Source organism: Streptomyces sp. NPDC026394 (assembly GCF_055567735.1).
This window is the reverse complement of record NZ_JBVHPX010000021.1, coordinates 23,342-44,846: the sequence shown is the minus strand read 5'-3', so window position 1 is coordinate 44,846 and position 21,505 is coordinate 23,342. Positions and strand designations below refer to the sequence as shown.

The window sequence follows — 21,505 nt, the reverse complement described above, 5'->3', positions numbered from 1 at the left end:
GGCCCCGTGCCGTTTCGTCCGTTGTCAGTGCGAGCGCCTACGCTGTGCGACGTGACTTTTCCTGCCCCCGGGACCGCTGCGTCCCAGCTCAACGGCGTGGCCCGGCCCGAAGGACCCTCCCGGCCCGCGCCGGGCCCGGCCGCCGACGAGGGCCTGGCCCGCCGGCTGCGCGCCCTCGCGTGCACCGCGCCGCTGCACGACCTGGACGCGCGCAAGGCCAACCTCGCCGGTGAGTACGGGGTGTACGCGATGGCGGAGGTGGCGCTCGCCGCCATCGACCTGGTCACCCTCCACATGGACTTCGACACCGGGGCCGACCACGAGGAGATAGTGGCCAAGCTGCTCCCGCGCATCGCCGCGCAGACCCCGCGCCGCCCCGCGGCCGAGCACGAGCGCGTCGCCCGCTGGGTGCTGGAGAACCTGATCAACGTCGGCAGCGTCGACCGCGGCTTCCGCGCCGTGTACGGCACCTTCGGCCCCGAGGGCGAGTACGTCCGCCGGGACTACGACTTCAAGCTCATCGAGGAGGTCCCGGGGCCGGGCGGCGGGGTCTACCTCCGTACCACCGACGAAGCCGTCAACGTCCTGGTCGGCGCCCTCGACACGGACGTGACGAGCGCCCAGATCGCCGCCGAGGTCAAGCTGGAGGTGCTCATCAGCCGCGGCCGGCTGGCGGACGCCCAGCTCGCCGCCGAGCAGGCCCGCTACCGCACCGTGCAGTACGCCGAGACGCTGCGCCGCACCCTGGACGCCACCCGCCGCAACGTCCGCGCGGTGGACTGGCTGCGCGCCGTCCCCGACATGATCGCCGAAGCCCTCGACCACGTCGCCGAGCGCTACCGCCACGAGAACGCGATCCTCACCAACATCCGCAAGGCCCGCGACGAGACCGAGGACCAGGAGCACAAGCGGCGCGCCGCCGAGCTGGTCGACATCGTCAAGGACTGCATCCGCCGCCACACCCAGCTCCAGTCCCGGCTGCTGGAGGCGGGCCCCCTCTTCCGAGCCGAGCAGGACCGCCAGGCGTTCGCGCCGCCCGCCGGACGCTCCGGCCTCGACCTGTACGGCCAGCTGGTCGCCCCGGTCCTGCCGCTGCCCGTGGAGCAGGCGATCCGGGTCACCGACGCCTTCTTCGCGCACGGCACGGGCTTCCGTACGGGCACGTCCGTACGGCTCGGCGACCTGGTCGGTCTGCTGTTCCAGCCGCCCGTCGAGCGCGAGCACCTCGGTGCCGAGATGCCCGAGCCGGACCTGATCGCCACCCCGGACGACAGCCGCTTCTCCGAGGAGCAGCTCGAAGCCGCCCAGGCTCTGCTCGACCTGCCCGCCGACGCGCCCCGCCGGCTGTCCGGACTGCTCGCCGAGGCCCGCCGCAGCGACCCGGACCTGCCGTATCTCGTCGCCCTGCTGGCGGTGCACGCGGCCAGCCCGCCGGTCGGCACGGCCTACCGCCAGGGCGAACAGCAGCTGCTCTTCGCCGTCGACGACGGCACCGTGCTGGAGGACGAGGAGTTCGGCGGCGCCGACCTCATCGTCGGCAAGGCCCTGCTGGACGCGGCGGGCATGGCGGCCGACCGCTCGGAGGTGGCGTGATGCCGGCGGCCGGACAGGACGCGCGAAGGTCGCCGGCAGCACGGTGGCAGAAGGAAGTTCGCATGGAGGTACGGGCGTGAGTGAGTACGGAACGGGCGTCGAGGACGGCACCGAGGACCCGGCGCAGGGCGACCTGACAGCCGCGGCGGAGCACCCCGGGTGGTCCGCGCCCGGCCCCACCGCCGCGCCTTCGGGCGGCTCCGCGCCCGTGACGCCCGCCGACGCCGCGGACGCCGCGCGCCTCGTCTCCTTCGGGCTCCAGCCCAAGCTGCTGCCCGCCCGGGACGCCGAGTACGGCGAACTGCTCCGCCGCTACCGTGACGAGCCCGCCTTCGCGCGCCTGGCCGACGCCGTCGCCACCGGCCTCGGCCTGGTCGTCCTGGAGGTCTCCCCGCGCGCCGGCATGGCCGTCACCGCCGACGAGGACTCCGTCTTCGCCGTACGGATGGGGGACTACGCCCGCCGCGCCTCCGCCGACTCCGCCGACCGCTTCCTGCACGGCCTGGCCCACCTCGCCGTCGCCGCCATGGCCTTCCCCCGCCCCGAGGACCTCGCCGACGACGGCTACATCGGCCGCATCACCGTCAACGGCGTGGACGCGTTCGTCCGGCAGGCGTGCCGCCGCCTGGAGGAGCGCGCCGAGGAACAGGGCGAGAACACCGACCCCGCCACCGACGCGCCCGGCCTCGAAGCCGCCTGGCGGACCTACGCGCGGCGCAGCGCCACCGGCGCCACCAAGGACGCGCGGCGGCTCGCCGGTTCGACCACCGGCATCATCGCCAAGGCCGTCGCCTTCCTCGTCGACTCCGGCTTCCTCCAGCGCACCGGCGACGACTCCGGCGGCGCCTACCGCACCACGGCCCGCTACCAGCTCCAGGTGCGTGACATGGCGGGCAGCGCCGCCATGGCCGAACTGCTGGAGCTGGGCGTCGTCCCGGTCGGCGACGGCAGCGCCAGCCTGCTGCCCGCCGAGGACACCGACGACCTCGACCTGGTCTCCGACGCGGGACTGCCCTTCCACTCCGCCTGACGCCCGGGGCCGGGCACCACCCGGCCCCCGGACACACCGACCGCCGGTCCACCGACCACTGTCCGCCCACACAACGAGAGTCCGCCGCCATGTACGAGCTGTCCCGGGTCCGCCTCTACTCCATCGGGCCCGCCGGTGCGCGCTACGCCGACACCGTGCTGGACCTGCGCGGAGTCGGTGCGCCCGTGCCCGACCCGGCGCCGGCGCAGGCGGACTTCTTCGAGGACGAACCGGTCGGCCCGCCGCGCCGCCCCGCCCCCGCCGGCGTCCTCTTCCTGGAGAACGGCGGCGGCAAGTCCGTCCTGCTCAAGCTGATCTTCTCGGTGATGCTGCCCGGCCACCGCAACACCCTGGGCGGCGCCAGCTCCGGTGTGCTGCGCAAGTTCCTGCTCGCCGACGACTGCGGCCACGTCGCCCTGGAGTGGCAGCACACCCTCACCGGCGAGTCCATCGTCGTCGGCAAGGTCAGCGAGTGGCGCGGCCGGCAGGTCTCCAACGACCCGCGCAAGTTCGCCGAGGCGTGGTACAGCTTCCGCCCCGGGCCCGGCATGAGCCTGGACTCGCTGCCGGTCGCCGAGGCCACCGTCGTCCGCCCGCGCGGCGAGCCGGCCGAGGGCTTCTCCGGGGCCAGGGGCCGCCGCCGTACGATGAAGGGCTTCCGCGACGCCCTGGTCGAGGCCGGCAAGAACTACCCCAACCTGGACGTCTCCTGGGTCGAGATCCACGAGCGGTGGAACGAGCACCTCGGCGAACTGGGCCTGGACCCCGAACTCTTCCGCTACCAGCGGGAGATGAACGCCGACGAGGGCGAGGCCGCCGGCCTCTTCGCGGTGAAGAACGACGCCGACTTCACCGACCTGCTGCTGCGCGCGGTCACCGACACCCGCGACACCGACGGCCTCGCCGACCTCGTGCACGGCTTCGCGCACAAGCTCGGCCGCCGCGCCGAACTGACCGCCGAACGCGACTTCACCGCCGGTTCGCTGGACCTCCTGTCGCGCATCGCGGACGCCGCCGAGCAGCGCGAGACCGCCCGTGACGTGCACGCCGGCGCCGAACGCCGCACCCGTACCCTCGCCCGGCGGCTGCACGCCCGCGGCACCGAGGAGCGCGGCCGCGCCGCCGAGTTCGCCGAGCAGGTCGCCACCGCCGCGCACGCGGTCACCGACGCCGAGCGGGTCCGCGAGCGCCGCGCGCTGATCTCCGCCGAGATCGCCTACCGACACGCGTCGCTGGCGCTCGCCGCCGCCGAGAAGGGCGCCGCCGCCCAGCGCCGCGAGCTGAACGACGCCCGTACGCTGCACTCCGCCTGGCAGGCCGCCGAGACCGTGCTGCGCCACCGCGCCGCCGCCGACCGGGCCACTCGCGTCGCCGCCGCGATCCGCGAGGCCGAACGGGACGCCGCGCCCGCGCTCGCCGCCCGGACGAAGGCCGCCACCGAGCTGGTGCGTGCCCTCCAGGGCGCCGCCGACGTCAGCGAGGGCATCGCCAACGAGCAGGAGGAGCGCTCCGCCGCCCTCCAGGACACCAGCGACACCGCACACCGCGACGCCACCGCCGCCGCCACCCACGCCCAGCGCGCCCGCAGCGAGGCCGAACACCTCAAGCAGCGCCTCGCCGAGGTCGAACAGGAGACCGCCGAGGCCGTACGGGCCGGCTGGCTCGACGACTCCGCGCCGGACGCCGACCCGGCCCGCGCCGCGCTCGCCGCCTCGGACGCGGAGAAGTCCACGGTCGAGGGCTGGGACGCGGCCCGCGAGGCCGCCACCCGCTCCGCCGACCGGGCCCGCGAGGCCGCCACCCGCCTGGCCGCCGCCGAACTGGCCGCGGCCCGCGCCGAGGACGCCGCCCAGGCGGCGGAGCGCGCGTACGACGCCGAGCGGCAGGCCGCCGAGTCGATCGGCACCGAACAGCGGCTCGCCGACCTGCTCGGACTGCCACAGGCGGTGCCCAAGGCAGGCGTGCCCGGACCGCGTACGGGGCAGCCCGACGCGGACTCCCCGGAGGACGCAGGCCCGCGCCGCGCCCGCCGCCCCGCCTCCGACGGCCCCCTGAGCGCCGAGGAGCTGGACCGCAACGCCGACGACCTGCGAGAACTCCTCGACGAGAGCGTCGCCTCCGCCGAACGCCAGCTCTTCGACCTGCGCACCGCCGCCGCCGATGACGCCCGCATCCTCGGCGCGCTGGGCGACGGCGGTCTGCTGCCGCCGGGCCCCGACGTGCTCGCCGCCGTCGAGTACCTGGGCGAGCACGGCGTGCCCGCACTGCCCGGCTGGCGCTACCTCGCCCAGTCCGTCGACCCCGCCGACCACACCCGGGTGCTGGCCGCCCGCCCCGAACTGGTCGACGGCGTCATCATCACCGACCCGGAGACCCACGCCCGCGCCCGCGACGTCCTCGCGCAGGCCGCGCTGCTGCCGCGCTCCACCGTCGCCGTCGGCACCGCCGCCGCCCTGCTCGCGCCCACCCCCGCGCCCGACGCCCAGGACAGCGGCGTCTTCCTCGTCCCGCCGAACCCGGCCATGCACGACGAGTCCGCCGCCGACGAGGAGCGCCAGGCGCTGCGGGCCCGCGCCATAGAGCGGGACGACGAGATCCGCGTGCTGGCGGCCCGGCTGGCCGGCGACCGCGCGCTGGCCGCCCGCCTCTCCTCCTGGCGTACGGGCTGCCCGCCCGGCCGCCTCGCCGAACTGGCCACCGCCGCCGAGGAAGCCCGTACGGCCGCCGACGCCGCCGCCGGGGAACTGGCCGAGGTCCGCACGGTACGGGCCGAGGCCGACGAGGAGGCCGCCGAGACCGCCCGGGTGCGCGACGAGCGGCAGGAGGCCGCGCAGCGCGCCCGCCGGGTCGCCGACGCCCTCGCCGGGCTCGCCCACCGGCTGCGCGAGCGCGCCTCCTGGCAGGCCCGGTTGCGTGAACTGGCCGACGAAGTCGCCGAGTTGGAGGCCCGCGCCGAAGAGTGCGTGGACCGGGCGCGCGCCGCCGACGAGGACCGCCGCACCGCCCAGCGCGCCGCCGACGACGCCCGGCGCACCGCTCACGCGCTGCGCGCCGAGCGCGCCGAGATCGCGGGCGTGCCGGACGACATGGGCGAGGAAGGCGAAGCGCCCGCGGCCGGCTCGCTGCCCGCCCTGCGCGAGGCGTACCGCGCCGCCTCCCAGCTCTACGAGAAGGTGGGCGTCGGCGCCGACCTGCGCGCCGAACAGGCCCGCGCCGAAGGTGACGAGAGCGCCGCGCTCGCCGAGCTGAACCGCCTCACCAACAAGGTCCGCACCCGCGCCGAACAGCTCCTGGAAAGCCCCGACGCCGCCGACGGCCCGTCCCGGCAGGCCGCGTCCGCCCGCGCCGAGGCCCTGGTCGCCCGGCTGGAGGCGCGCGCCTCCGCCGCCAGCGAGCAGCTCGGCCGGCTGCGCGGCGAGGCCGAACGGCTCGCCCCGGCCGACGGCGAGGCCCACACCGAGCTGCCCGAGGACCTGATCCCCGCCGACGCGGACCGCGCGAAGGAACTCCTGCGCACCGCCAACGCCGAACTGACCACCGCCGACGACGCGCTGGAGACCGCCCGCGCCACCCACACCGAGCTGCTGCGCGCCCACCGCGCCGCCGAGGACGCCGCCGCCGGCTTCGACGAGACCGCCGCCATGCTGCGCGACCTGCTGCGCGACACCCAGGAGGACGAGGGCGAGCGCCCCGAGGCGTACGCGGGCCGCCTGGAGGACGCGCGGCAGGCCGCCGCCGAGTCCCGCCGTTCGCTGCGCGGCTGCGCCGCCGACCTGTCGGCGGCCGAGTCCGCGGTCCGCGAGGCCAGCGACGTCCTCGTCCGGCACGCCAACTCCACCAAGTACGAGCAGGTCCGCACGCCCGCCCGGCAGCAGATCCGCGAACTGCCCGCGGCGGCGCTGCCCGACCACGCCGCCAAGTGGGCCGACGCCTTCGCGCCCCGCCTGCGGGTGCTCACCGACGAGCTGGCCCAGCTCGAACGCAACCGCGACAGCATCGTGGACCGGCTGCGCGGCCTGGTCGACTCGTCGCTGACGACGCTGCGTTCCGCCCAGCGGCTGTCCCGGCTCCCCGAGGGGCTGGGGGAGTGGTCGGGTCAGGAGTTCCTGCGCATCCGCTTCGACGACCCGGACCAGGCCACGCTCACCGAGCGGCTGGGCGAGGTGATCGACGAGGCGACGCGCTCGGCGGTCAAGAAGAACAGCGACCTGCGGCGGGACGGCATGTCCCTGCTGCTGCGCGGCGTCAGCGCGGCGCTCCAGCCGCGCGGCGTGGCGGTGGAGATCCTCAAGCCGGACGCGGTGCTGCGCGCCGAGCGCGTCCCGGTCGGGCAGATGGGCGACGTGTTCTCCGGCGGCCAGCTGCTCACCGCGGCGATCGCCCTGTACTGCACGATGGCCGCGCTGCGCAGCAACGACCGCGGCCGCGACAAGCAGCGGCACGCCGGCACGCTGTTCCTGGACAACCCCATCGGCCGCGCCAACGCGACGTACCTGCTGGAGCTCCAGCGTGCCGTCGCCGACGCGCTGGGCGTGCAGCTCCTGTACACCACCGGCCTCTTCGACACCACGGCACTCGCCGAGTTCCCGCTGGTCATCCGGCTGCGCAATGACGCGGACCTGCGGGCCGGGCTGAAGTACATCAGCGTCGAGGAGCATCTGCGGCCCGGCCTGCCGCAGCAGGACCCCGGGTCGGAGCCGGTGCACGGGCAGATCACGGCGACGCGGATGTACCGCCGTCCGGAGGACGAGCAGCCGCGGAGCCAGTCGGAGCCTCAGGCGTCTCAGCAGCCCCAGAAGTCTCAGGAGGTTCAGGACCCTCAGGAGATTCAGGATCCCCAGGACTCCCCGGCAGCAGCCGAGTGACCCACCGATGGAAGTCGCCGATGTGGTGCTCGCTGGGAACGAGCACCCCGCCGGCCCGGTAGGCCCGCGAGTCCATCGCGGGCTGGGTCCGCTCGCAGGCGGCGAAGTCCTGCGCGTTGACCCGGTGGAACAGCTCCACCGACCGGGACAGGTCGGCCCCCGAGGCCACCACCTCGGGGGCGTACAGCCAGTCGCACTCCACCACGGTGCGGTCCGCGGCCAGCGGGAACATCCGGTGCACGATGACGTGGTCGGGCACGAGGTTGAGGAAGACCTGCGGGCGGACGGTGATGGCGTAGTAGCGGCGGTCCTGGCTCTCCTCGATGCCCGCGATCCGGGCGAAGCCGCCACTGCCGTCGACGGTGAACCCCTCGGCCTCCGCCGCGAACGCCGCGCCGTGCCCGACGTAGTACTGCGCTGCGTACCCTTCCGCGAACTCCGGGAGCACATCGGTCAGTTCGGGGTGGATGGTGGCGCAGTGGTAGCACTCCATGAAGTTCTCGACGATCAGCTTCCAGTTGGCGCGTACGTCGTAGGTGATGCGCCGCCCGAGGTCCAGCCCGGCCATCCCGTACCGCTCGATCGCCTCCGTGCCGCCCAGCCGTTCGCCGACCGTGCCGGTCACCGTCTCCTCGAACGACGGCGGGTCGTCGGCCAGGCACACCCACACATAGCCCAGCCACTCGCGCAGCCGGACCGGCAGCAGCCCGCGTTCGGAGCGGTCCACGTCCGGCATCTGCCGGAGGTTGGGCGCGGCCACCAGCCGCCCGTCCAGGTCGTACGTCCAGGCGTGGTACGGGCACTGGAGGTTGCGCCGTACCTCGCCGGACTCGTCGGTGCACAGCCGGGCGCCCCGGTGACGGCACACGTTGAGGTAGGCGCCGAAGCCGCCGCGCCGGTTGCGGACGATCAGCACGCTCTCCCGGCCGACCTGCACCGTACGGAAGGCACCCGGCCGTGGCAGGTCGGCGGCGCGCACCGCGCAGCACCACAGCGACTCGAAGATGTGCTGCTGCTCCTGGCGGAAGACGGCGGGGTCGGTGTAGAGGGAGCCGGGAAGGGTGCTGGTGAGGCTGGCGCCCGTGGTGGTCCCGGCGGTCTCGGGAGCGAGGGTCATCGGACGCCTCCTGGGGCGGACGGGGCAGGCAGGGCAGCCGAGGCGGTGGCCACGAGCAGGCGGCCCGGCGCGAACAGCTCGACGGGGTGCGCGGTCCGGCCGGTCAGCGCCAGGTCGGCGAGGATCTCGCCCACCACCGGTACGAACTTGAAGCCGTGCCCGGAGAAGCCGCAGGCCACGGTCACGGCGTCGGGGTGTGCCGGATGCCGCGCGAGGACGAAGTGCTCGTCGGGGGTGTTGGTGTACATGCAGGTGACGGACGTCAGATGGCGGCCGGGCAGGGACGGCAGCAACCGGGCCGCCTGCCCGGCCATGGCCCGTACCTCGTCCTCGTGCACCGTCCGGTCGACGGTCTCCGGCGTGCACACGGCGCCCCGGCGGAAGAACGCCACCTTCGCGCCGCCGCCCGGTCCGTCGATCGCGGGGAAGCCGTAGATCTGGACGCCGCCGGCGTCCTCCCAGATGTAGACGGGGTGCCGCTCCGGGACGTACGGGCCGGTGCCGCCGGCGGGCTCGAACCAGTGCATGATCTGGCGTTCGACGGTGAACGCCACCCCCAGGTCGGACAGCAGCGCGGGCGCCCACGCACCGGGACAGATCACCAGTTGCCCGGCGGTGTAGGTGTCCTCGGGTGTGTGGACCCGCACGCCGCGGCCGCCCGGCAGCGCTTCCCACCGGGTGACCGGCTCCTGGAAGTGGAGGTCGGCGCCGCCCTGGGTGGCGAGCTGGAGCTGCGCGGCGACGGTGTTCTCCGGGCGCAGGAACCCGGCCCTGGCCTCGTACAGGGCGATCTCGTCGGCAGCCGGGGCGAGTGTCGGGAAGCGGCGGCGGACCTCCCGCGCGTCGAGCATCTCGTGCGGCAGGTCCCAGGTACGGGCCGAGCGCAGCGACCCCGCGACGGTACGGCTCTCCGGCCGGCCGAGCATCACCCCGCCGCACAGCGTGGCGATCCGCCGCCCGGTGGCACGTTCCAGCTCCTCGTACAGCTCGTAGGCGCGCAGCAGCAGCGGTACGTACGCCGGGTCCTCGAAGTACGACTGGCGGGTGACGCGCGAACCGCCGTGGCTGGAGCCGTGGCGGTGCACCGGGCCGAACTTCTCCAGCCCCAGCACGCGGGCGCCGCGCGCTGCCAGGCGGTGGGCCGCGGCGCTGCCCATGCCGCCGAGGCCGATCACGATCACGTCATGGGTGGGGGACAAGCGGACCTCCCGGTTCGGCGGGACAGGGGACACCCGACGGGCTGCGGGCTGCCCTGTCCGTGGCCAGGGTCTGCGCGGACTATCTGCGGACACGTTCCCTCGCGGGATCGAACAGCGGCTCGGCGGCGACGGTCGCCGCGGCCTTCTCCCCGAAGTACTCGACGTGCACGGCGGTCCCGGGCACCGCGGCACGCGACGGCAGCCACGCGTACGCCACCGTCCGCCCGACGGAACAGCCGTACGCCGCGCTGGTCACGTAGCCCGCGGGCGCGCCGTCCACGTACACCGGCTCCTTGCCCAGGACGACCGCCGCCGGATCGTCGAGCGTCAGGCACACCAGCCTGCGCCGCGCGCTGCCGGCCGACCGCCCCGCCAGCGCCGCACGCCCCACGAAGTCGCCCTTGTCCATCCGGACGGCCCAGCCCAGGCCCGCCTCGTACGGGTCGTGCTCGGTGGTCATGTCCTGTCCCCAGGCGCGGTACCCCTTCTCCAGGCGGAGGCTGGTGAACGCACCGCGCCCGGCCGCGATCACGCCGTACGGCTGTCCGGCCGCCCAGAGCGTGTCCCACAGGCGCAGCCCCAGGTCGGCGCTCGTGTAGAGCTCCCAGCCCAGCTCGCCGACGTACGACAGGCGCAGCGCGGTCACCGGCACCTCGCCGATGTACGCCTGCCTCGCCTTGAAGTAGCCGAACGCGCGGTGCCCGAAGTCGGTGCGGGTCAGCGGCTGTACGAGGTCCCGGGCGCGCGGGCCCCAGACACCGACGCAGCAGGTGCCGGGGGTGATGTCGCGGACCTGCACACCGGCGGGCGCGTGCCGGGACAGGTGGTCGAGGTCCATGCCGCTGTTGACGCCGATCTGGAAGCGGTCGGCCGCCAGGCGGGCCACGGTCAGGTCGCTGCGGATGCCGCCCGCGTCGTCCAGCAGCAGCGTGTACGTCACCGAGCCCGGCTTCTTCGCGAGCTGGTTGGTGGTCAGGTACTGGAGGAAGGCCGGCGCGCCCGGCCCGCTGACCTCCAGACGCCTGAGCGGTGTCATGTCGTACAGCGCGACCCGCTCCCGGGTGGCGCGTGCCTCGGCCGCGGCGACCGGTGACCAGTGGCGGGCGGACCAGGCGTCCCGCTCCGGCAGCGCGATGCCGTCGGCCAGCGGGGCGTTGGCCTCGTACCAGTGCGGGCGCTCCCAGCCGGTGCCTTCGAGGAAGTACGCGCCGAGAGCCCGCTGCCGCTCGTGGAAGGGGCTGACGCGCAGCGGGCGCGGGCGGCGCGGCGGCTGGAGCGGGTGGATGACGTCGTACACCTCGGCGAACTGCTGCCGCCCGCGCTCGGCCACGTAGGCGGGGGAGAGCTGGACCTCCTCGAAGCGGGAGATCGCGCACTCGTGCACATCGGTGGCGGGGCGCCCCTCGGTGAGCCACTCGGCGACCGCCTTGGCGACGCCCGCCGCGTGCGTCACCCACACCGCCTCGGCCAGCCAGAAGCCGCGCAGTCCGGGCGTCTCGCCGAGCAGCGGCATGCCGTCGGGGGTGAAGGAGAAGACGCCGTTGAAGCCTTCCTCGACCCGGGTGCCGTCCAGGGCGGGCAGCAGCCGGCGGCTGTCGTCCCAGCTCGGGGCGAAGTCGTCGGCGGTGAAGGGGAGCGCGGAGGGCATCACGGACGCGTCGTCGAAGGCGGGCACGGCGGCCGGGTCGACGGGCATCGGGCGGTGCGCGTACGAGCCGATGCCGATCCGGCCCGTACCGGACCCTTCGGCGCCCGCTTCGACGTGCTCGCGGAAGTACAGGTCGCGTTCCTGGAAACGCAGGATCGGCCGCCGGCCGTCCGGTCCGGCGAACGCCGACGTCTTCACGTACTGGTGCGCCAGCGGCAGCAGCGGTACGGACACGCCCGCCATGGCCCCGATCACCGGCCCCCAGAAGCCCGCCGCCGACACCACGACGTCCGCGGGGACGGTGCCCCGGTCGGTGAGGACGGCCGTGACCCGGCCCGCGTCCTGCTCGATGCCCGTGACGGTGTGCCGCTCCAGGAAGCGGGCGCCCCGGGCCCGCGCCCGTGCGGTCTGCGTGCGGGCGGCGGGCAGGGCCCTGGCCAGCCCGTCACCGGGCGTGTGGAAGCCGCCCAGCACCTTCGCGGCGTCCAGCAGCGGCCACAGCCGGGCACACCGACGGGCGTCGACGATCTCCCCCTCGATGCCCCAGGAGGCGGCGAGCCCGGCCTTGCGGTGCAGTTCGGCCCACTGCTCCTCGGTGGTGGCGATCTCCAGTCCGCCGACGGCGTCGAAGCACGGCCGCCCGTCCTCGGTCAGGGCGGAGAACTTCTCGACGGTGTACTTGGCGAAGTCGCTCAGCGTCTTGGAGACGTTGGTACGGAAGACGAGTCCGGGCGCGTGCGAGGTGGAGCCGCCGGGCGCGTGCAGCGGGCCCTGCTCCAGCACGGTGACATCGCGCGCGCCGCGTGCCGTCAGCTCGTCGGCCAGGGAGCAGCCCACGATGCCCGCGCCGATCACCACGATGCGGGCCGGGGCCGGACCGCCGCCCGTACCGGGCCGGGCGTTCACAGGACCACCACCGAACGCAGCACCTCACCGCGCCGCATCCGCGTGAAGGCCGCCTCCACGTCCGCGAGGCCGACCGTCTCCGAGACGAACGCCTCCAGGTCCAGCTTGCCGCTCAGATGCAGGTCGATAAGGACCGGGAAGTCCCGGCTGGGCAGACAGTCGCCGTACCAGGACGACTTCAGGGAGCCGCCGCGCGCGAACACGTCCAGCAGCGGCAGCTCGATGCGCGTGTCCGGCTCCGGGACGCCGACCTGCACCAGCGTGCCGGCGAGATCCCGCATGTAGAAGCCCTGCCGGAACGTTTCGGGGCGGCCCACCGCGTCGATCACGACATCGGCGCCGTGTCCGCCGGTCAGGGCCCGCACCGCCTCGACGGGGTCGGTGCCGCGGGAGTTGACGGTGTCGGTGGCGCCGAAGCGCTCGGCGGCGTCCAGCTTGCCGTCGTCGATGTCCACGGCGATGACCCGGCGCGCACCGGCCCGCGAGGCCCCGGCGATGGCGGCGTTGCCCACGCCGCCGCAGCCGATCACCGCCACCGTGTCGCCGTTGCCCACACCCCCGGTGTGCACCGCGGCCCCGTACCCGGCCATCACCCCGCAGCCGATCAGCCCGGCCGCCTCGGGGCGGGCCGCCGGGTCGGCGCGCACCGCCTGACCGGCGGCGACCAGCGTCTTCTCGGCGAAGGCACCGATGCCCACGGCCGCGGTCAGCGGGGTGCCGTCCAGCAGGGTCATGGGCCGGTCCGCGTGACGGGAGTCGAAGCAGTACCAGGGGCGGCCGCGGCGGCAGGACCGGCACCGCCCGCAGGGGGCGCGCCAGGCGAGCACCACGTAGTCGCCCGGCGCCAGCCCGGTGACGTCCGGGCCGATGGCCTCGACGACACCGGCGGCCTCGTGGCCGAGCAGGTAGGGGAAGGCGTCGCCGACCGCGCCCTCGCGGTGGTTCAGGTCGGTGTGGCACACCCCGCACGCCTGCACGGTGACGAGGACTTCGCCCGGCCCGGGATCGGGGACGAGGATCGGCAGCACCTCGACGGGGGCGCCCTTCTTGACGGCGACGACGGCGCGGGCTTCGTGCGGCATGATCACTCCTAAACAGCGCCTGCGGGGCAGGAGCGGGTGCGTGGAGCCGGCACGGATGCCGTTATGGGGTTGCTGGGGCGTACGGGGTCCACGGGACGCGGCGGACGCACGGGTATCGGGGGAACCGGAGGAGGCGCAGGGAACCGCGGAGACGAAGGAACGCCCGGTGGACTCCCTTGCGTTGCTCATGACGCGCAATGTTGCGCCATGAGAGACATGCTGGAAGTCCGTGAGCGATCCGTCAAGGGGTGACCGGGTGGCCGTCCGTCAGCCCGCGAAACCCATCCGCCGGGACAGTTCGGCGGCTGCCTTCACCGCCTGCCCGGCCAGCTCCGCGAGCAGCGGCTCCGCCATCCGGTACGCCGGTCCCGAGACGCCGATCGCGCCGATCACGGCACCGTCGTGGGCCCGCACCGGCGCCGCCACCGCGTTCAGCCCGATCTCCAGCTCCTCGCAGGAGCAGGCGTACCCCTGCGCGGCCGCGGCGGTGAGCTGCCGCCGGAACTCGCCGGCCGCGGTGAGGGTGTTGGCCGTGAACCGGGCCAGCTTGCGCTCCAGCAGGCGCTCGCGCCGCTCCCGGGGCAGGTGCGCCAGCAGCACCTTGCCGCTCGCGGTCGCGTGCAACGGCGTGCGCCGGCCCAGCCAGTTGTACGCGGTGACCGCCGCGGCGCCGCGCGCCTGCATGATGTTGACCGCCGCGTCCCCGTCCAGCACGGCGATGTTGGCGGTCTCCCCGGTCTCGTCGGCGAGCGCCCGGCACACCGGCTGGCCCTCCTGCGAGATGTCCAGCCGGATGGCGGCGGCCCCGGCCAGCCGCAACACCCCTGCGCCCAGGTAGTACTTGCCGCGCTCGTGCTCCTGCTCCACGAGCCCGCGGTGCTCCAGGACGCCCAGGATGCGGAAGGCGGTGGACTTGTGCACCCCCAGCTCCTCGGCGATCTCGGTGACCCCGGCCTCGCCGAGCCGGGCCAGGATCTCCAGCACACTCACCGCGCGGTCCACGGACTGGACGGAACCGGCCGCGCTCCGCTTCTCCTCGGACCGGTCTCCGGCCGCATCGGTCGTCTTCGCCATGGGGTCTGACGTCACCACCCGTCGGCCCCGGCGGGGCACGTCGAAAGGGGCCCGGCCAAGAAGCGTCGGCAGCCCCTTGACGGCACACCCACCGGACTGGATTCTGTTGCGCGATGCGCTACGCGATGCGTTATGCAGAACGCCATGATACCGATCAGCGCTGAGGGGGCCAGATGATTCCCGTCTGCCGCACCGAGGACCTGCCCGAAGGCGGGGCCGTACGGATCGAGATCGACGCCACCACACCCGCCATCGCCGTCTTCCGCAGCGAAGGCGCGCTCTACGCCCTCGACGACCGGTGCAGCCACCAGGACGCCTCGCTCTCCGAAGGCTGGGTGGAGGGCTGCCAGGTCGAATGCCCGCTGCACGCCGCGCTGTTCGACCTGCGTACCGGAATGCCGAGCTGCCTCCCGGCCCGCCGCCCCGTCCGTACGCACGAGGTCACCGAGGCGGACGGCATGATCCATGTCCGGCCCACCGCCCGGGAGTCGACCGTACGGGAAGACGCCTACGCATGAGGACCGTCACCGTCGTCGGCGCCTCACTGGCAGGACTGTACGCGGCGCGGGCCCTGCGCGCCGAAGGGTTCGACGGGCGGCCGGTGACCGTCGGCGCCGAACACCACCGCCCGTACGGCCGGCCGCCGCTGTCCAAGGCGTTCCTCAACCAACGCGCGCCGTTGTCCATGGAGTTGGCGGGCCCCAGGTTGCCCGACCGGGAAGAGGCGGACAGGCTGGCCGCCGAACGGCACCTCGGCATCGGGCCCCGCGCTGGACACTGTAGGACGCACGGTGACCCTCGACGACGGCCGCACGGCCCGCCCCCTGCGCACCGACGGCGTCGTCATCACCACCGGAGCCACCCGTCCCTGTGCGCCGTGCGCCGAGGGCGCGTGCCTGGGCGTACCTCCCAGCGGTAGCCGGGGGAGCCGCGATGCCGCGGAGATCCGTCAGAAGTGCCCTGACCGGAGTGCACGTCCTGCGCACTTACGACGACGCCCGCGCGCCACGGACCGCCCTCCACGACGGAACACCGCGTGTGGTCGTCATCGGCGGCGGCTTCATCGGCGCCGCGGCCGCCTCCTCCTGTGCCGCACTCGGGCTTCCGGTGACGGTCGTGGAGGCCGCGCCGCTGCCGCTGGCGCCTCAGCTCGGCCCGGACCTGGCGAGGATCTGCGCGGAACTGTACGCGGATCACGGGGTGCGGCTGCTGTGCGGCACGGGCTTCAAAGGGCTGAGCGACGACGGGGCGGGCCGGGTGCGGGCGGTGGAGCTCGCCGGCGGGCGGCTGCTGGACGCGGACCTCGTGATCGTCGGGGTCGGGGTGCGCCCCGTCGCAGGCCGCTGACCGGCTCCGGACTGCGCCTGGGCGACGGGGTGGTGTGCGACGCGGGCGGTGTGACGTCCGTGCCGCAGGTCGTCGTCGCGGGTGACGTGGCCCGCTGCGCGGGGGTGCGCACCGAACACCGGACCAGCGCCACCGAGCAGCCCGGCACGGCCGTGCGCAACCTGCTCGCCGGCACCGCCGTCGCACGGCACACCGCACTGCCCTGCTTCTGGTCGGGCCGGTACGGAACACGCATCCAACTGGCCGGCCGACGCGGGCCGCAGGACGCCGTACGCGCCGTCGAGGGCGACCCCGGCGACGCAGCTTCCTGGCCGTCCACGAACGCGACGGACGGATCACCGCGGTCCTCGCCATCGGCCGCCCCCGGCCGGTCATGCGGCTGCGCCGCCGACTCGTGGCGGACGCCGCCGCGCCTTGCGGGCCTCCCGCCGCGCCTGCCGCCGCTCCCGGCGCAGGCGCCTGGCCGTACTGCTCGGCTGCGAGCGCACCCCGTTGCGCTGCACCCAGACCTGCCGCGTCACCCAGACGTCCAGCACCGCCCAGGTCGCGACCACCGTGCTCGCGACCGTACTGAGCACCGCGGGAAACGCGAACCAGGCACCCGCCATCGTGCAGAAGAACGCCACCATGGCCTGGACGAGGGTCAGCGCCGCGATGATGACGGCGCGCACCGCGGCCGTCCGCACCGGATCGGCCATCCGCGGCCTGGCCGCCGGCTCCTCCTGCCACAAGGCGCGCCTGCCGCCGCTCAGGCCGATGCCACCGTCGTCGTGAACCATCTCCGGCATCACTCTCCCCGTACCCGCGTGGACCCGCCTGCCCCGCCACCCGGGTCCCTGCCCGGCTTCACCCCGTCGCATGTCCCTGCCCGGACACACCACCGCCCACCATGGTCACGAACGGGACGGCCGACGGGTTCCCGGCGGATGTGATTTTCGGCCAGCCGCTCCGGCACACAGGCGGGCGCGGAAGGGGTGTTCGAGGCCACATGGGTGGGCGGGTTGTCCGGCAATCATCCGACAACTGCGGATGATCCGCCCCTGACCTGCGGGTCCGATGCGCGCGCGTGACTTCGGTCAGGTCCCTCGTCAGTAGTAGGCTCGCGCCGTTTGTTGACGGAACACCACCCCCGTGCGCCGGGGTCGACGTAGGGGAGGCCATGCGCTTTCGAGGGAAGACGATCACTCGGAAGATCGCAGCGCTGCTGCTGGTGCCACTGGTGTCCCTCACGGCCATGTGGGCGTTCGCCACGTACATCACCGGTCGCGAGGCCAACCAGCTGCTCGGCGTCGGCAACGTCGTCGCCAAACTCGGCTATCCCGCCGAGGACGCCGTCCAGGCGCTCCAGCAGGAACGGCGGCAGAGCCTGCTCTTCCTGGCCGACCGGCGCGGCGCCGATTCCCTGGCCGAGCTGCGTGACCGCACCCGCGAGACCGACAAGATCGTCAACAAGCTGCGCGACAACGCCGCCGACCCCGCCGTGCGCGACGACCTCAACGGCGTCGCCGGCGAACGCATGGAGGACATCCTCAAGAGCCTCGGCCGGCTGACCTCGCTGCGCACCCAGGTCGAGGACAACACCATCTCCCGCGACGCGGCCTTCGAGGCGTACAACGACCTCGTCGACCCCAACTACGAGTTCCTCGCGGCGCTGCACGCGCTGGAGAACGTCGAGATGGACAAGCAGGGCCGCGCCCTGGTCAACGTCACCCGCGCCCGCGAGGCCGTCTCCCGCGAGGACGCGCTGATGTCCGCGGCGATCGTCTCCGGCACCATGACCAAGCGCGACCTGCGCGACTTCGCCGACCGCGTCGCCGAGCGCCGCGTCCTGTACGCGACCAGCCTGCCCGTACTGCCGGGCGACGACCGCGCCGTCTTCACCGACTACTGGCGCTCCGCACCCGCCCGCGAACTGACCGCCTTCGAGGACCGCATCATCGAGGGCGGCCCCGCGGCGGCCCCCCGCGCCGTCAACGCCGAACGCTGGAACGCCGCCGCCGGGAAGATCCTCGGCGACCTCCAGCGGATGGGCCGGGAAGCCGGCGACCGCTACAAGGAACGCGTCGAGCCGGTCGCCGTGGCCGTCCTCCTCAAGGCCGGCGTCGCGGGCGTCCTCGGCTTCGTCGCCCTGCTGGTCTCGGTCATCGTCTCCGTCCGCATCGGCAGCAAGCACGTCAGGGACCTGATCCGGCTGCGCAAGGACGCCCACGAGGTCTCCGGCGTCCGGCTGCCCAGCGTCATGCGGCGGCTGGCCGCGGGCGAGCAGGTCGACGTGGAGACCGAGGCGCCCCGCCTGGACTTCGGCCAGAGCGAGACCGAGCAGGTCGGGCAGGCGCTGAACACCCTCCAGCGGGCCGCCGTCGAAGCCGCCGTCAAACAGGCCGACATGCGCCGCGGAGTCTCCGAGGTCTTCGTCAACCTCGCCCGCCGCAGCCAGGTCCTGCTGCACCGCCAGCTGACCCTCCTGGACGCGATGGAACGGCGCACCGAGAACGCCGACGAACTCGCCGACCTCTTCCGTCTGGACCACCTCACCACCCGCATGCGCCGGCACGCCGAGGGCCTGGTGATCCTCTCCGGCGCGGCCCCCTCCCGGCAGTGGCGCAAGCCCATCCAGTTGATGGACGTGGTGCGCGCCGCGGTCGCCGAGGTCGAGGACTACGAACGCATCGAGGTGCGCCGGCTGCCGCGGCTGGCCGTCCAGGGCCCCGCGGTCTCCGACCTCACCCACCTGATCGCCGAACTCCTGGAGAACGCCACCGTCTTCTCGCCCCCGCACACCGCGGTGCAGGTGGTCGGTGAGCGGGTCTCCAACGGCTTCACCCTGGAGATCCACGACCGGGGCCTGGGCATGGCCCCCGACGTCCTCCTCGACGCCAACCTGCGGCTCGCCGAGACCCCCGAGTTCGAGCTGTCCGACACCGACCGGCTCGGCCTGTTCGTGGTCAGCCGCCTCGCCCAGCGCCAGGGCGTCCGGGTCTCGCTCCAGCCGTCCCCGTACGGCGGCACCACCGCCGTCGTCTTCCTGCCCGCCGCGCTCCTCACCGAGGACACCGGCCGCGACGACGACACCGGCAGCCGGCGGATCGAGGGGCCGCGGACGGGGGAGCAGGCAGCTCCCGGCGGCAAGCTGGCCGCCCTGGCCCAGGTGCCCGTACCGCTGCCCGAGCAGCGGGACCGCACCCCGGACGTCATCGACGGGCCGGTCGAACTGGAGCCCCCGCTGACCCGCGCGGAACTCGCCCAACGGGCGGAAACGGACGACGAGGGAAGCCTCTTCCGCGGCCGGGCCGCACACCGCGCCCCGCGGGAGGCCGCGCGCGGCACCGAGCGGGAGCCGGGCACCCTGCACCGCGCACGGACCCGCCGCGACGGCAGCACCCCGTCCGTCGCCCCCGTACGGCCCGCCGGCGGCACCGAGCAGCACCGGCAGACCCGCGACCAGGCACCGGCCGGCGACGGCCCCGCGCCGCTGCCGCGCCGCCACCGGCCGCCCGTCCTGGTCTCCGACCACGGCAGGCCGGTCGACGGAGCGGCCCGCGCCGACGTACGCTCCGACGCGGAAACCGACGGCGACACGGATGCGGACATGGACACCGGTACGACGACGGACACGGGCCCTGCCCCGTCCGGCCGGCCCGCCACGACGGCAGGAGGGCTGCCCCGCCGCGTACGGCAGGCCAGCCTCGCCCCTCAGCTCAAGGCGGAGCCCGCCGCACAGGACGAGCCGGACGGCGCACCCGTTGGCGCCGCGGACGACCGCGACGCCGAAGAGGTCCGCGCCCGGATGGCCTCGCTCCAGCGCGGCTGGCAGCGCGGCCGCCGGGACAACGGCGAGGACGACGGGCGGGACCGCAGCCCGGACACAGCACCAGGAACCACATCGGGAGGGGACGGTCGATGACCGCACCGAAGGCAGCAGCGGCCAGTGCCGAGTCGAAGGGCCCGCAGGGGTCGGGCGAGCTGAGCTGGCTCCTCGACGAGCTCGTCGACCGGGTGGGCAGCATCCGCAAGGCACTCATCCTCTCCAGCGACGGACTGGCCACCGGCGCGTCCGCCGACCTCACACGGGAGGACAGCGAGCACCTCGCGGCGGTCGCCTCCGGCTTCCACAGCCTCGCCAAGGGCGTCGGCCGGCACTTCGAGGCGGGCCGGGTCCGGCAGACCCTGGTCGAGCTGGACGAAGCGTTTCTCTTCGTCAGCGCCGCGGGTGACGGTAGCTGCCTCGCCGTCTTGGCCGACGCCGACTCCGACGTGGGACTGGTCGCGTACGAGATGACGCTGCTCGTCAAGCGGGTGGGCGCCCACCTGGGCACCGCGCCCAGGGCCGGGCAGCCCGCCGGCGGCTGACCGGAGGATGACGGCACGGTGACGCCATGACCACAGACGGCCCGACCAGGCCCGGCCAGGGGGACGCCAGTTGGTACGACGACGAGGCGGGCCCCGTGGTGCGCCCCTACGCGATGACCCGCGGCCGGACCAGCACCGAGGCCGAACCGCGACTCGACCTGATCGCCCTGGTGATCGCCGAGGACCGGCACGGCGAACCGCTCGACGACCAGACCCTGTCGCCGGAGCACGTGGACATCGTCGGCCTGTGCCGCGACGCGCCGCTGTCCGTCGCGGAACTGGCCGCCGAACTGGACCTGCCGCTCGGCGTCGTACGGGTCCTGATCGGTGACCTGCTGGACGCGGAGCTGGTCCATGTGAGCCGTCCCGTGCCCCCGGCGGAACTGCCCGACGAGCAGATCCTGCGCGAGGTGATCGACGGGCTCCGGGCGCTGTGACCGGCGCGCGGGGCCGTACGGCGGTGACACCCCGCCGGCGCACCGCCCCGCCGGGCCGCACCCCCACGAACTGCGAGGACCGAGGAATGCGAGAGAACAGCACCAGCGGCGAACCGGGAGAAGACGGCCATGGTCTTCGGGCGCTCTGAACGACGCCGCAAGCCGGACGCCCCCGACCCCGTCACCCTCAAGATCCTGGTGGCGGGCGGCTTCGGGGTGGGCAAGACGACCCTGGTGGGCGCGGTCAGCGAGATCAAGCCGCTGCGCACCGAGGAACGGCTGACCGAGGCGGGCCGGCCGGTCGACGACCTCGCCGGGGTGGAGGGCAAGAGGACCACCACCGTCGCCATGGACTTCGGGCGCATCACGCTCCGCGAGGACCTGGTGCTCTACCTCTTCGGCACACCCGGCCAGGACCGCTTCTGGTTCCTGTGGGACGAGCTGGCCCGCGGCGCGCTCGGCTCGGTCGTGCTGGCCGACACCCGGCGCCTGGAGGACTCCTTCGCCGCCATCGACTACTTCGAGCGCCGCGGCATCCCGTTCATGGTGGCCGTCAACTGCTTCGACGGCGCGGAACGCTACCCCGCGGAAACGGTTCGCGACGCACTGGACCTGGATCCCGAGGTACCGGTGATGCTCTGCGACGCCCGCGAGAAGGACTCCGCCAAGGACGTACTGATCGCGGTCGTGGAACACGCGATGCACGTCAGCGCCCGGCGGCGCGAGCCGGCCCTCCCGTAGCGGAGCCGTCCCCCCCCCGCGAGCACGGGCCGTGCCCCATCGTCCGGGGCACGGGCCGTGCCCCATCGTCCGGGGCACGGGCCGTGCTCCTCCGTGGCTGCGCGGCGCCAGTGCCT

General features: G+C 74.3%; 15 protein-coding genes and 2 pseudogenes. 11 read left to right on the top strand and 6 right to left on the bottom strand.

Translation table 11 applies throughout. The features are described from left to right. Positions 1–51 precede the first annotated feature (51 nt). From ACZ4QV_RS33510 to ACZ4QV_RS33500, 3 genes are all read left to right on the top strand, one after another. Entirely contained in the window at positions 52–1,593 is a 1,542-nt protein-coding gene (locus ACZ4QV_RS33510; protein WP_361155203.1) for a hypothetical protein, read from the top strand. 133 nt (positions 1,594–1,726) lie between these two features. Next, positions 1,727–2,623 (top strand): hypothetical protein, encoded by an 897-nt coding sequence (locus ACZ4QV_RS33505; RefSeq protein WP_361155276.1) that lies wholly within the window; start codon positions 1,727–1,729, stop codon positions 2,621–2,623. 89 nt (positions 2,624–2,712) lie between these two features. Next, complete coding sequence (locus ACZ4QV_RS33500) at positions 2,713–7,488, top strand: coiled-coil domain-containing protein (RefSeq protein ID WP_467763809.1); 4,776 nt, start codon at positions 2,713–2,715, stop codon at positions 7,486–7,488. Here ACZ4QV_RS33500 and ACZ4QV_RS33495 read toward each other — a convergent pair. The 5 genes and pseudogenes from ACZ4QV_RS33495 to ACZ4QV_RS33475 form a co-directional block, all read right to left on the bottom strand. Further along, a pseudogene (locus ACZ4QV_RS33495) lies at positions 7,466–8,605 on the bottom strand (aromatic ring-hydroxylating oxygenase subunit alpha); the annotation flags it as partial. The gene ACZ4QV_RS33500 and the pseudogene ACZ4QV_RS33495 overlap by 23 nt on opposite strands. Beyond that, positions 8,602–9,804, bottom strand: coding sequence for an N-methyl-L-tryptophan oxidase (gene solA / locus ACZ4QV_RS33490; RefSeq protein WP_361155207.1), 1,203 nt, complete (start codon positions 9,802–9,804; stop codon positions 8,602–8,604). The pseudogene ACZ4QV_RS33495 and the gene solA, both read right to left, overlap by 4 nt. A 79-nt stretch (positions 9,805–9,883) precedes the next feature. Then, on the bottom strand, positions 9,884–12,358 hold the full coding sequence (locus ACZ4QV_RS33485) for a GcvT family protein (protein WP_467763808.1): 2,475 nt from the start codon (positions 12,356–12,358) through the stop codon (positions 9,884–9,886). Further along, positions 12,355–13,440, bottom strand: a complete 1,086-nt coding sequence (locus ACZ4QV_RS33480; RefSeq protein ID WP_361585975.1) for an S-(hydroxymethyl)mycothiol dehydrogenase — start codon at positions 13,438–13,440, stop codon at positions 12,355–12,357. Before ACZ4QV_RS33480 ends, ACZ4QV_RS33485 begins: the two co-directional genes overlap by 4 nt. 267 nt (positions 13,441–13,707) lie before the next feature. Then, on the bottom strand, positions 13,708–14,514 hold the full coding sequence (locus ACZ4QV_RS33475; protein WP_361155211.1) for an IclR family transcriptional regulator: 807 nt from the start codon (positions 14,512–14,514) through the stop codon (positions 13,708–13,710). 173 nt (positions 14,515–14,687) lie between these two features. Between ACZ4QV_RS33475 and ACZ4QV_RS33470 the strand changes: the two genes are divergently transcribed. From ACZ4QV_RS33470 to ACZ4QV_RS33455, 4 genes and pseudogenes are all read left to right on the top strand, one after another. Continuing rightward, positions 14,688–15,032, top strand: coding sequence for a bifunctional 3-phenylpropionate/cinnamic acid dioxygenase ferredoxin subunit (locus ACZ4QV_RS33470; protein WP_361155212.1), 345 nt, complete (start codon positions 14,688–14,690; stop codon positions 15,030–15,032). Further along, positions 15,029–15,433 (top strand): FAD-dependent oxidoreductase, encoded by a 405-nt coding sequence (locus ACZ4QV_RS33465; RefSeq protein WP_467763807.1) that lies wholly within the window; start codon positions 15,029–15,031, stop codon positions 15,431–15,433. Before ACZ4QV_RS33470 ends, ACZ4QV_RS33465 begins: the two co-directional genes overlap by 4 nt. Positions 15,434–15,447: 14 nt before the next feature. Continuing rightward, a complete protein-coding gene (locus tag ACZ4QV_RS33460; RefSeq protein WP_467763806.1) occupies positions 15,448–15,861 on the top strand; it encodes an FAD-dependent oxidoreductase in 414 nt (137 codons plus the stop codon). A 94-nt stretch (positions 15,862–15,955) separates the two neighbouring features. Further along, positions 15,956–16,210 (top strand): annotated as a pseudogene (locus ACZ4QV_RS33455) (hypothetical protein); the annotation flags it as partial. Positions 16,211–16,232: 22 nt separating this feature from the next. On the opposite strand, the gene ACZ4QV_RS33450 reads toward ACZ4QV_RS33455, so the two are convergent. Then, positions 16,233–16,721 carry a hypothetical protein gene (locus ACZ4QV_RS33450; RefSeq protein ID WP_467763805.1) on the bottom strand — a complete coding sequence of 163 codons (489 nt, stop codon included), beginning with the start codon at positions 16,719–16,721 and terminating at the stop codon, positions 16,233–16,235. Positions 16,722–17,020: 299 nt separating this feature from the next. Between ACZ4QV_RS33450 and ACZ4QV_RS33445 the strand changes: the two genes are divergently transcribed. The 4 genes from ACZ4QV_RS33445 to ACZ4QV_RS33430 all read left to right on the top strand — a co-directional run bounded on the left by ACZ4QV_RS33445 (position 17,021) and on the right by ACZ4QV_RS33430 (position 21,389). Next, entirely contained in the window at positions 17,021–19,765 is a 2,745-nt protein-coding gene (locus ACZ4QV_RS33445) for a sensor histidine kinase (RefSeq protein WP_361585978.1), read from the top strand. Further along, complete coding sequence (locus tag ACZ4QV_RS33440; protein WP_073767290.1) at positions 19,762–20,211, top strand: roadblock/LC7 domain-containing protein; 450 nt, start codon at positions 19,762–19,764, stop codon at positions 20,209–20,211. Before ACZ4QV_RS33445 ends, ACZ4QV_RS33440 begins: the two co-directional genes overlap by 4 nt. Positions 20,212–20,237: 26 nt before the next feature. Beyond that, positions 20,238–20,648, top strand: a complete 411-nt coding sequence (locus ACZ4QV_RS33435; RefSeq protein WP_361155216.1) for a DUF742 domain-containing protein — start codon at positions 20,238–20,240, stop codon at positions 20,646–20,648. 129 nt (positions 20,649–20,777) lie between these two features. Continuing rightward, entirely contained in the window at positions 20,778–21,389 is a 612-nt protein-coding gene (locus ACZ4QV_RS33430) for a GTP-binding protein (RefSeq protein WP_361155218.1), read from the top strand. Positions 21,390–21,505 lie beyond the last annotated feature (116 nt).